Source organism: Nocardia sp. NPDC003183 (genome assembly GCF_053590715.1).
This window is the reverse complement of sequence record NZ_JBSFTG010000006.1, coordinates 281686-293743: the sequence shown is the minus strand read 5'-3', so window position 1 is coordinate 293743 and position 12058 is coordinate 281686. Positions and strand designations below refer to the sequence as shown.

Sequence of the window (12058 nt, the reverse complement as noted above, 5' to 3'; positions counted from 1 at the left end):
GTCGAAGGCGCCCTGCGCTGATCGGCGATGTGCGAGCCAGGGTCGAACCAGGCTCCGCGGCGCCTAACCGGCGACCCGGCCGCGGACCGGCCACTTCGTGGCCGCCGCTCCCTAGGGGTCGCGGGTGGTGGGTGGGAGTGCGGTCATGGCGGATTTGGGGTGCACGGTGTGGCTGGTGGTGTGGCGGACGGTGGGTGGAGGTTGGGGCTGGTAGTGCGGTGGTGTAGCGGACGGTGGGTGGAGGTTGGGGCTGGTAGTGCGGTGGTGTGGCGGACGGTGGGTGGAGGTTGGGGCTGGTAGTGCGGTGGTGTGGCGGACTTTGGGTGGAGGTTGGGGCTGGTAGTGCGGTGGTGTGGCGGTCTCTGGGTGGAGGGCGTGGCTGGGGTGCGGTAGCGGGTCAGAGGCACGAGGTGGGTGTGGATGTTTTTAGTGCGGTAGGCGCCTGGTTGGGGGGCTGTGCGGAGGTGGTGGGGGTTGGGTGGCGGGGGTGACCCGCTGATCACGTGCGGACATGGGTAACTGCGCAGCCACCTCTCAGCCGATACGCACATGACGTAAGGCCGAGGGCTGACGGTCGAGCTGCCGGACGACACGCTGAAGACTCGGGGGAGGCGGCCCAGGCAGCCGAAAAGGCCGGTAGCGGGAGTGCTACCGGCCTTTTCGGGGCTGCTCTGTGCCTACATGATGGTGATCAGTTGGTGCGGACCGACAGACCGGGGTTGTCCGAGAGGACGACGGTCAGGGGCTGGGCGAACAGCTGGGGGGTGTCGCCGGTGATGGCACCGATGATGTTCGGGATCTCGCAGATCGGGAAATCCGCGACCGAGGAGGCGCTGGAGATGCCGAGGGCCAGGCGGCCGGTGACGATGGCGCCGCCGGAGTCGCCGGGGAGGGCGCAGATGTTGGCCGAGAAGCTCTGGGTGAGCTGGCGGTCGCCGACCTGGACGGTCTGGTCGACACCGTTGATCACGCCGCAGCTGAAGCCGGTGCGGGCACCGGACTTGCAGACGGGGGCGCCGACCACGGGGGTGGCCACGCCGTCGACGGGGATGGGGGCCTGGCCGGGGATGCGGACCAGGTTGTTCTCGAAGCGGGCGCGCGCGTTGTCGTTGACGCGGATGATCGAGTAGTCCTGCTCGCCGAGCACCGACTTCTGGAAGGTGCCGAGCTGGGCGCCCGCGCGGTCGCCGTTGACCTCGTACACGGCGGCGGCGTTGCCGGTGCCCGCCGACTCGATGTCGGGGTTGCAGTGGCCCGCCGAGATGTTGATGACGTTGCCGGAGCGGTCGGTGCCGTTGAAGCCGAGCGAGCAGCGCAGCGAGCTGCGGCCGATCACCGAGGCGTAGCCGTCGCCGCCTGCCAGCGCACCGTTGCCGTCACCGGCGACGGGGGTGGCGGTCAGGTCGACGCGCTCGCCCGCCACCGGCGGTGCGGTGACGATGACGCGGGAGGGGTCGATGAAGCTGGGCAGCGGGAGCCCGGCCTGCTGCACGCGGACCGCGATCGAGTTGTTCACGGTGTCGACGACGACGCCACGCACCAGCGCGGAGATCTCCGGCGGTGCGGCGGCGAGCCAGTTCTCGAAGGCGGTCTTCTCGCCGCGCAGGGTGGACTCGCTCTTGGCGACGTTGCGGACCTCGAAACCGGCCGACTGCGCGGCTTCCCGGGCCTGGTCGGCGCCGGGGCCGTGCGACAGCGCGATGACGGCGTTGCCCTGGTCGCTCAGCCAGGAACCGGCGAAGACCTGCGGGAACTGACGCTGCGCGGTGGTGGAGAACGCGGCGACCTGCTGCGCGACATCGGCGCGGCGCAGGTATTCGTCGGGGGAGATCTTCAGATCCCGGGTGACCGCCTCGATGAGCTGGGCGGGCAGATCTGCGCGCGCGGGCTGCGCGTCGGCAACCGCCATCGTGGGGCCGAACAGCAGAAACGCCGCCGAAGCGGCGATTATCGATTTCCGAGCTCTTCTCGAGCTTCGCGCGGACGGGGTACGACCCATACGTGGCAGGAGCATGATCGGAACTATATGGGCTCGAGCGACTTATGCCTACTCGGACCGGGCAAGAGATTTCGCTCACCCGGTCCGGTCGGTGATTTGTCCCCGCTCAGCCCGCGTTGGGCTTGGTGCGCACCATGATTCCGGTGCCGAGGCCGCCGCCCGATGTGGCCTCGATGTCGGCCAGGATGGGCCGGATCGGGACGCCGAGCGACGCGGTGCCGCCGTAGGGGGCGAGCTGGGTGTTGGCCTCGGTGCAGTTGGGCGCACCGGAGGCGTTCGAGCCGCTGGTGATGCCGAGGGCGAGCGTGCCGGACACGATGGCGCCGCCGCTGTCGCCGCCGAGGGTGCAGGCGGTGCTGGCGAAGCCGCGGATCGTCTTGCTGACGCCCGCCTCGGTGAACAGCTGGGTCTCCACGTGATCGGCCGAGACGAACCCACAGGTGAAGGTGGAGGACTGGCCGGTCTTGCAGACCGGTGCGCCGGTGACGGGTTCGGCGGTGCCGGTGATCGTCAGGGTGGTGCCCTCGGCGCCGCGCACGCGAGGCTGGTCCATGCCGGCGTTCACCGCGCGCTCGTTGAGCTTGATCACCGAGTAGTCCAGCGAGGCGGGGCCGCCGAGTACCGCGCGGGCGAAGGTGCCGACTTCGGGACTGTTGGGGATGTCGCGCACGTTCGGGACGTAGACCGAGGCCGTGCCGCCGTTGTCGACGTTCGGGTTGCAGTGGCCGGCGGAGATATTGAGCGCGTTGCCCGCGGCGTCGGTGCTGTTGAACCCGAACGAGCAGACGTCCACGCCGCGCAGGTCGGCGTCGTGCAGGTCCTTCTTCGCGGTGATGTAGGTGTCGCCGCCCATCGGCTTGTACTCCACCGGGCCGCCGCCGCCGGGCGAGAGCACCACCTTGATGGTGGCGATCAGGGTGGGCAGGTTGAGCATGTGGCCGGTGCCGGTGTTGGCCACGTTGAGCACGAGCTGACTGTTGAGCACGTCGATCGCGATCGAGCTGATCGGCGCGGAGATCGCGGGCGGCAGGCTGGCGACCCACTGACTCAGTTGCACCAGCGCGCCTTCCAGCCCGCCGGCCGAGATCGGCGCGAGGTGGGTCTGGTAGCCGGCGGCGGTGACGAGCTTGCCCGCCTCGGCATCGGTGGTGGCGACGACGGCCTTGCCCTCGGGCGTGAGCCAGGCGCCGGCGAAGGTGTCGGGGTTCGCGGCACGGAAGTCGGTCGCGTAGTCGCGCAACTGCTGGGCGCGCGCGGCACGATCGAGGTACTCGGTGGGGGTCATCCCGAGGTCACGCGACAGTGCGGTCACCAATTCACCGGGTAACGCATCGGCCGAAAGTTGTAGTGGCGCAGCAGGTTCCGATGACGCGATGCCGGATCCGAGCAGGGGTGCGAGAAGAACAGTCGCGGCGAACCCGGCGGAGGCTGCCTTGACCGCGGCGCGACGCGCCACCAACTTGCGCATGAAATCCCTTCGTCGACAACCAGTGACCGAGAACACCGCCGGCGGCGATCATGTCGGTCAGCGCATCACTCTAGGGCACGCTCGCCCAGCTGGCGCGGTTACCGTCCGGCTGCTGGATTCAGCGCTGCCCCGGGATGGTCAGGGGCGCGGGGAGATAGCCCGGCGGGTAGGTCCCGAAGGGCGACCGGGGCTTGGTGGTGGTGGGGCTCGGTGGGGTCGTCGGCGGGGTGGTGGTCGGCTCCGGGGTGGTCGTCGGCGGCGCCTCGGTGGTCGGCGGCTCCGGTTCGTCGGTCGTGGTGACCGGCGGGGGCGTGGTCGACTCGACGACCGGCGGCGGAGGCGGCGCGGGCGCCGAGGTGGGCGACAGCGTTTCCGGGCTGGCATCGGAAATCGTCGGCGGTGCGACGGTTTCGGAATCGCGGATCAGGACCGAGACCGCGACCCCGCCGAGCAGCAGGCCGATGAGCGCGGCGGCGGCGATCAGCAGCGGGGTCTTGTTGCGCGCGGGTTCGCGGGCGGGCACCACCGCGGGCTCCGCGATCGGGGCGGGCGCGATCGGCGCCATCGCCTTCGTCGGCAGCGGTGAGACCGGCAGCGCCGCCGAGTATGCCTGCGCGGTCACCGCGGGCGGCGGCAGCGCGGGCATCACATCGGTGGCGATCGTGGCGTTCTCGGTGACGATCGGGTCGGGCGGGGTCGCGCCGGCCGGGGTGGCCAGCACCGCGACCAGCGCCGCCTGGGCGGCGGCGTTGGCGAAGGTCTTACCGGGATCGGCGCCGTTCGCGGGCTGGGGCAGCTCGTCCTCGCCGAGCAGGGCCACCGACTTCAAGCCCAGATAGTCCAAAGCCTCGCGAACGCCGCGCACGACCTCGGTCGACCAGGCCGCGGGGTGGGTGGCGTAGAACTCGGCCGGGCCGCTGAGGTGCTCGGTGGTGAGATCGATCAGGCAGAACATCGCCGTCGCGAGGAGGTCTTCGGCACGGTAGGCCTCGCCGCCGTCGACATCGACACCGGCCGGATCCCCGATCGCGCGCACGAAACCGGCGATCGAGTGGGCATGCCCGGTGGGAGCTGGTCCGCCGAGGGCGGCGTCACCGTCGTCGGACATGTGCAGAACCGAAGCACGCTCGATCACCTGAACCGTGCCGTCCTCGGTGACCACCGCGGCGATGCATTCGTCATCGGCGATACGCAGGCCGACCCCAGTGGCCATCGGCGGAACACCCCTCACTTCGGCGTCGACATCGTCCGCGCGAGTCACACCAGCAATCGGCCGTGTCCCATCGCGCGCAGCATTGACAGTAATTCCGATCGTGAGCGCGCGCCTAGTCGACGTCGGATCCGCGCGACGTGATGCTCTACGGTCTTCGCGGAAATGTACAGCCTCGCGCCGATCTCGCGATAGGTCAGACCGAGCAGGACCAGCTCGGCCACCTCGCGTTCCCGGTCGCTCAGTGCGCCGGACTCGCCGGTCAGGGGCGTGGGACCGGCTGCGGGCGGCTGTGGTTGTGTGGTCGGTCGCAGCGGCTCGACCGGCTGGGCTTGCGTGCGCACCGAACGCGCGAGCTTGAGCAAGGCGGTGGCGGTGGTCGAGTCGCTCGCCGCGAGGGCTGCCTCGCTGGCCAGGCGGGCGGCGTCCCAGGTGAGCCCGAGCTCGGCCAGTGCCGAGACCGCGGCCTCCACATCGGCCGCCGCCACCTGCCCCCGCAGCACGAGCACCCAGGTGCGCCCGGCGTCGGCCAGCACGGTGGCCTGCCGGTCACCCGCTTCCGCCGCCGTCTTCAGCGCGTGGGCGTGGGGCAGCAGCGCTCGGGGCGACTCGTCGGCCAGCGCGGCCTGCACGCCGTACCAGTGAAAGGAATTGGTCCAGGCGGGTGCGCGGCCCACTTTGCGGACCAGCACCCTGGCGGCATCGACGAGCGGTTCGATCCGGCGCGCGTCGCCAAGGCGGATACCGGCCAGCCACAGTTCGCCGATCGGCAACAGGCTCAACAGGTCGGCTTCCAGCTCGTCGAACAGTGGGCAGGCCGCGTGCCACGCGCGAGCCAGGGCGGCGTGATCGCCGCCGCGCCGGGCCAGTCCCACGGTCAGGGCGTGGGCGAGGAGTTGATCGCGGGGCGCGAGGGCGGGGATGTCGATCTCGGCGAGAGTGCTCGCGGCACGGCGTTCGTCGCCGCCGAGCAGTGCGGTCCACGCCGTCAGCACCGGAAGTTGCCGGCCACCACCCATGCCCGCCGCCCGGCGCAGCGCGTCACCGGCGCGACGGGGCTCGCCGCTGCCGAGGCAGAGCAGCGTGGCGATCGAGACGGCCGAGCAGGGCAGATAGCGATCGTCGCCGGTGTCGGTGTTGCCCGCCTGGATCAGGGCGGAAATCGCCGCGGCCGTTCCGGTTCCGTGCGGGTCGAGCGATTCGTCGAGCGCGCCCGCGATCAGCCGAGCGCCCGCGTCGGCCTCGGTCGGCGGCCAGTGCTGTGCTGCTTCGGACATGCGCGCGGCGCCGGCCTGTTCACCGGCCAGGGTGAGGACCATCGCCGCAGGCGCCCAGTCGGCGCCGATTCGGTCGGGTCCGAGCCAGTTGTACAGGCCGGCCGCACGGCTCACCAGTCCTCGGCGGATGAGCACGCTCGCGCAGATGCGCACCGCGGCGACGAGGTCGGCGCGTGCGACGTTCTCGGCGGTCAGCAGCGGTTCGGCCAGGCGTAGCGCGGTGTCGGTGTCGCCCGCGTGCGCGGCGGCCTCGGCCCAGCGCAGCGCGATCGACTCCATTGCCGCGCCTGCCGCGGCCGCCGCGGCGTAGCAGCGGGTCGCCTCGTCGGATTTCTCGGCTGTGCGACAGAGGAACTCGGCGAGCCGGGCATCGACGACGCCGGACTCGGCCAGGATCAGTGCGGTGCGATCACGGAGCAGACCCGCGTCGAGGCGCGCGGTGAGCAGCCTGCGCTGCACATCGACATATCGACGATCGCCGAGCAACGTCCGCAGCGGACCGACGGCGGGCGCGAGGAGCAGGTCGGCATCGGTGACCAGGGCGCCCGACCTGGCCCGGTCGATCAGGTCGTGGGCGGTGGCGGTGTCGACACCGAGCACCTCGGTGAGTTCTGTCGCGTCCAGTCCGGTTCCGGTCGCCGCGATGACCAGCGTTTCGAGCAACTCGGGTTCGACCGCTTCCAGCAGCGTTCGCGTCCAGACGGTGACGGCTTCGTCGACCGCTGCCTCACAGGTCTCCAGCGACGCGGCGTGGGCGCCCTTCAACGCCGCGACGACACCGCCGGGAATGCCCGCCGTGAGCTGATGGATACGCGCCGCGAGCGGCTGGGACACGGCCACGCCGAGTTCCCTGGCGAACGAGGTGATGTGGGCACTTCCCAGTGCTCGCAGATCCACCGTGCGGCCGTTGCGTGCCACCGCGTCGGCCAGCGCGCGCAGCTGGGGATCGTGTGGCCGAGGCTGGGTGGTCAGCACCACCGAGCGTTGCCCGGTTTCGATGGCCTCGCAGAGTGCGCGAAGCTCGGCGTCGCTGTAGCTGTGGATATTGTCGGCGACGAGCACTGCCCGGTCGGGAACCCCGTTCTCGACATCGTCGGCGGCGGATTCGACCACCGGTATGCCGCGGCGACGCAGGCGTGCGCGAACGGCGTCGAGCAGGAAAGTCTTTCCGGTCCCGGCTCGGCCGCGGATCAAGAGCAGCACCGTCTGCTGGTCGGCGTTGTCGAGATCGCGGAAAATGGTTCGGGCATTCGGGAAGGTGTCGTGGGCGATCTCAGCCACCATTTCCTCCGAGGACCTTGCCGGGCAGTTGCGTACCCGATTCGAGGGTTTCGCCGACCGCGCCGCCCACGTCGTCGAGCAGGCCGCCGGGGTCGACCTTGATGGTGGGGACCTGCGGCCGGGTCGGTGCGGGAGCGGGAGCGGGCGCCGGGGCGGGTGCTGGTGCGGGGGCAGGTGCCGGAGCCGGGGCGGGCGCCGGGGACTGCCCTGCGGGCGGCGCCTGGGCCGGTTGCTGCTCGGTGGGGCCTGGCTGGCCCGCTGTCGCCGGTGTTCCGTCGGCGGGTGCTCCACCGGTGGGTGCTCCGGCGGGTGCCGGAGTTCCCGCCGCGGGCGTGCCGCCAGGAACCCCGGCGTCGGTCGTACCGACCGGGATCGCGCCCGATGTCGCTGGTGTGCCGACGGCACCCGGCTTGGCCGGGTCGGTGACCACGGAGTTCGTGGCATTCGCCGTGCCGGCCGCACCGCCCGCGCCGGTCGCCGCGGGGGCGCCGGGGACCGATGGGGCGACGGTGGTCTCGGCGGGTCCGGTGGGTGAGAACTGGGTGGCGCCACCGAGGGCGAGGGTGCCGGTGGCGAGCGCGGCCATGGTCAAGGCCGCCGCCGCGACGATCGCCGAGCGTTTGGCCGTGAACATCTTGGTCCGTACCGGCTCGGACGGTGGCAGTGCGAGTCCCTCGGCAACCGGTGCCGCAGCAGCCGATGCCGGTGCTACCGGCACGACCGGGATGGCCTCGGTGGGCACGCTGATCGCGGCGACATCGAGGGCGATCTCGGCCGCGCCGCGTGCCGTGCAGGTCGCCGGGTCGGCGCAGGCGATCACCGGCACGCCGAATTCGGTCGAGATCAGCTCGGCGACCAGGGGAATCGCGCCACCGCCACCGGTGAGCAGCACCCGGCCGACATCACCGAGGGTGAGTTCGGCGCGGCGCACCGCGTCCTGGAGCAGGCTCATCGAGTCGAGCAGGATCGGGCGCAGCAGATCTTCGAGTTCGCCCCGGGTCAGCCGGACCTGTTCGGTGTGGATCGCGGGGTTGAGCATGCCGACCGGAATCGCCGTCGCGGTAATTCTGGAGAGTTCTTCTTTCGCAATTCTGCAACGCTCTCGCAATGCCGACAATTCTTCTTCGACAACGGGATCGAATGGATCTATGTCGTTTCCGTTCAGAACATTTGCCAGCACATAGCGCATGGTCAGTAGATCGAATTCGGAACCGGCGATCGCGGTGCTGTGCACCGGGGTGCCGAGCAGTCCGGCCTGCTCGCCGGTGCGCAGGACCGACACGGTCGAACCGCTCGCGCCGAGGTCGTACACGACCAGCGCGCCGTCTTCGAGCTGTCCGTGCTCGATCTCGTATCGGCGCACCGCGGCCAGCGGCTCGGGCACCAGCGTCACTTCGGGCAGGCCGGCGCGGGCCAGCGCGGACCTGGCGGCCTCGACGGTGTGCTCCGGCCACCATGCCGGGTAGCACGCGACGGTGGTGGGCACCTCGGTGGCGACACCGGAGAGTTCGGCGATCAGCGCACGGGTCGCGGCGGCGACCAAATCGGCTGCGTCGTGGGTGGAACCGTCCTCGGCCAGCAGATCCACCGGATCGCCGACCCTGGACACGTAGTCGTCGACCACAACCCCGCGATGGTGGCGCGTGGTGTCGGCGAAGCTCACCGATCCGTCGGCGCCGAGCATCAGTGCGCTGCGATGGGTGCGAACGGTGGCACCGGTCCCGTCGGCTGTCGTGGCCGCGGCGGCCGAATTCGCCGCTCCGACAGTGATGCCGAGCGCCAGACGCTCTGTCATTGGACAACCCCGTTCGCAGGACTTCCGGTGGGCCGGTAAACGCTTGTGTACAGCGAGATCGCCGATGGCAGCGTCCCACTCGATCTGTCGGTTGCTAGGGGACAGCTGTTACCTGCGATGGGGCAAGTACGGGGAAATTCCCCTAATCGGTGGTCGGCCCCTAATGGGGTACGCCCGGCGGGACTAGGTATTCGCCCCGTTACCTGTAACGACGGGCCCGCCTAGCGTGAAAGACATTCCAACGACAAACAGATCGGGCGTCACCGCCCATGATCTGGAGGAGCTGATCTCGATGACACCGAACGCGATTCTGGAGTTCATCCTCAATCTGCTGCGCGACCCCGAGGCCGCGGCAGGCTACTGCGCCAACCCGTGCCTCGCGCTGGCTGAGGCAGGCCTCGTGGTGACCCCGGAGGACATTTCCGCCGTCGCCCCCATGGTGGCGGAATCCGCGCTGGTCAGCGGCGGCTCCCAGTTGCAGGCGATCGTAGCCGCCGGCGCCGCGGCGAGCACGAGCGCGGCCCTGGCAGGAACAGCCACTGCTGCCGCCGCCGTCACCGCGGCCGCGGCCGCCGATGCCGAACTCGACCTCGGTCTCGACGCCGGCCTCGGCGCTGTGGCCTCGGTCGTCGCCGGCGCCGCCGCCCAGGTAGGCGCCGGCCTCGATGTGGCACTCGACGCGGTCACCGGCGCGAACGTCGATGTGAACGCCGGCCTCGGCGCCGACCTGGCCGCCGGTGTGACCGGCGCCCTCGGCGCGGGCCTCGGCCTGAACGGCGCGATCGACAGCGCCCTCGACCTCGGCGCGAACCTCGGCGGAGCGCTGAACGGTGCGGTGGGTGTTGGTGGTGATCTTGCTGCTGGTCTGGGTGGTGCGCTGAACGGTGTTGGTGGTGACTTGGCTGCTGGTCTGGGTGGTGCTGTGAACGGTGCGGTGGGTGTCGGTGGTGATCTTGCCGCTGGTCTTGGCGGTGCGCTGAACGGTGCGGTGGGTATTGGTGGTGATCTTGCCGCTGGTCTCGGTGGAGCGCTGAACGGCGCGGCCGGTGTTGGCGCGGATCTCGGTGCGGGTCTCGACACCACGTTGTCCGGTGGAATCGGTGCCGGTCTCGATGGTGCCCTGTCGGGTGCGGTGGGCGCGGGGACGGACCTTGCCGCGGGTCTTGGCGGCAGCCTGGCCGGCTCGGTCGGCGCGGGTGCTGGTCTGGGTGGGGCGCTCACGGGCGCGGCTGGTGTTGGTGGTGACTTGGCTGCTGGTCTTGGTGGTGCTGTGAACGGTGCGGTTGGTGCCGGCACGGATCTTGGTGCGGGTCTCGACACCACGCTGTCCGCTGGTCTCGATGGTGCCGTGTCGGGTGGGGTCGGCGCGGGGACCGACCTTGCCGCGGGTCTCGGGGGCAGCCTGGCCGGCTCGGTCGGCGCGGGTGCTGGTCTGGGTGGGGCGCTCACGGGCGCGGCTGATGTTGGTGGTGACTTGGCTGCTGGTCTCGGTGGTGCGCTGAACGGCGCGGCTGGTGCCGGCGCGGATCTCGGTGCGGGTCTCGACACCACGTTGTCCGGTGGAATCGGTGCCGGTCTCGACGGTGCCCTGTCGGGTGCGGTGGGCGCGGGGACGGACCTTGCCGCAGGTCTCGGCGGCAGCCTGGCCGGCTCGGTCGGTGCGGGTGCTGGTCTCGGTGAGGCGCTCACGGGTGCGGTCGGTGCGGGGGCCGAACTCGAGACCGGGCTGGATGCTGCGCTGGGCGGTGCCGCCGGTGCGGGTGTGGGTCTGGGCGGTGCGCTCACGGGTGCGGCAGGCGCAGGCGCGGATCTCGCCGCTGGTCTCGACGGCGCAGTGGGTACCGGAGTCGGTCTCGGTGGCGAGCTGACCGGTGCGGCCGGTGCCGGTCTGGGTGGCGCGTTGTCGAGTGCGGTCGGTGCGGGCGCTGGTCTCGGCGGGGCGTTGGCCGTGGGTGGCGATATCGCCGCCGACTTGGATGGTGCGGTCGATGTCGCCGCTGGTCTCGGCGGTGGTCTCGATGCCGGTCTGAGCGGTGCGACCACCGCCGCGGGCGGACTCGGTGCCGGCGTCGGCGGTGGTCTCGGTGCCGCAGCCAACGCGGGCACGCAGGCTGCCGGTGGGCTCGGCGCCGCAGCCAACGTGGGTGCGCAGGCCGCCGGCGGGCTGGGCGCGGCCGCCACCACGTCGGCGATCACTGGTCTCGACGGCGTGGTCGGCGCGGGCGCGGACCTGGGCACCGGTCTCGAAACCGGGTTGGGCGGCGCAGTGTCGGCGGGTACGGATCTGACCGGTGGCTTCACGGGTGGGGCAGGGTTCGGGGTCGACGAACTGCTCACCGGCGGCGGCTCCGGACAGATCACGACCGGAGTGGAATCAGCACTGTCCACCACGTCGGGCATCGGGCTGACCACCGGTCTGCACGGTGGCCTCGAGACCGCGACGACTGTCGGCACCGACGTGACCGGTTCGCTCGCCTCGGGTGCGCAGGCAGGAGTGAACGGCGCAGTCGATCTGGCCGGTGGCGCCCACGCGGGCCTGGACGGTGTGGCCGACGCAGGCGCCGGCCTCGCGGGTTCCGCCGTCGGCGGTGCCCAGACCGGGTTGACCGGTGCCGTGGAGACCGGCCTGACAGGTTCCGCGATCGGTGGCGCCGAAACGGGAACCGGCCTCGAGACCGGCCTCGGCGGACTCGGCGATGCGGGACTGTCGGGCGCGATCACCGGCGGCACCCAGGTGACCGGCGGCTTCACCTCCGCCGTCGACGGCGCGGCACAGGGCGGCACCGCCGCGGTCTCCGGCCAGACCACGTCGACCTCGACCACCCAGATCGACGCTTCCGGCACCACTCATGGCGCGGTCACCACCGCAGCCGACACCTGGTCCGGCGTCGACGTATCGAGCGCGTTCGGTTCGGGCCTGCACGGTTCCAGCCTCGGTGGTGCCGAGACCTCGCTGTTCGGTGAATCGAGCACCGTCACCGACACCGGTGCCGACGTGCACACCGACGGACTGTTCCACTGAGCGAAA

Annotated in this window: 6 protein-coding genes; 1 reads left to right on the top strand and 5 read right to left on the bottom strand. The window is 71.1% G+C overall.

All coding sequences use genetic code 11. The annotated features are described in order from the left end of the window. Positions 1-691 precede the first annotated feature (691 nt). From ACWDXS_RS21135 to ACWDXS_RS21115, 5 genes are all read right to left on the bottom strand, one after another. Positions 692-2014: a S1 family peptidase gene (locus tag ACWDXS_RS21135; protein ID WP_449967951.1), complete on the bottom strand. Its 1323-nt coding sequence runs from the start codon at positions 2012-2014 to the stop codon at positions 692-694. A gap of 91 nt (positions 2015-2105) precedes the next feature. Next, entirely contained in the window at positions 2106-3467 is a 1362-nt protein-coding gene (locus tag ACWDXS_RS21130; protein ID WP_378995809.1) for a S1 family peptidase, read from the bottom strand. A gap of 118 nt (positions 3468-3585) precedes the next feature. Further along, on the bottom strand, positions 3586-4680 hold the full coding sequence (locus ACWDXS_RS21125) for a hypothetical protein (protein ID WP_449967948.1): 1095 nt from the start codon (positions 4678-4680) through the stop codon (positions 3586-3588). A 44-nt stretch (positions 4681-4724) separates the two neighbouring features. After that, entirely contained in the window at positions 4725-7238 is a 2514-nt protein-coding gene (locus tag ACWDXS_RS21120; RefSeq protein ID WP_449967945.1) for a LuxR C-terminal-related transcriptional regulator, read from the bottom strand. After that, on the bottom strand, positions 7228-9030 hold the full coding sequence (locus ACWDXS_RS21115) for an Hsp70 family protein (protein ID WP_449967941.1): 1803 nt from the start codon (positions 9028-9030) through the stop codon (positions 7228-7230). The genes ACWDXS_RS21120 and ACWDXS_RS21115 overlap by 11 nt, the downstream gene beginning before the upstream one ends. Before the next feature lie 292 nt (positions 9031-9322). Here ACWDXS_RS21115 and ACWDXS_RS21110 point away from each other — a divergent pair, with 292 nt between their 5' ends. Further along, positions 9323-12052, top strand: a complete 2730-nt coding sequence (locus tag ACWDXS_RS21110; RefSeq protein WP_449967938.1) for an IniB N-terminal domain-containing protein — start codon at positions 9323-9325, stop codon at positions 12050-12052. Positions 12053-12058: the final 6 nt, after the last annotated feature.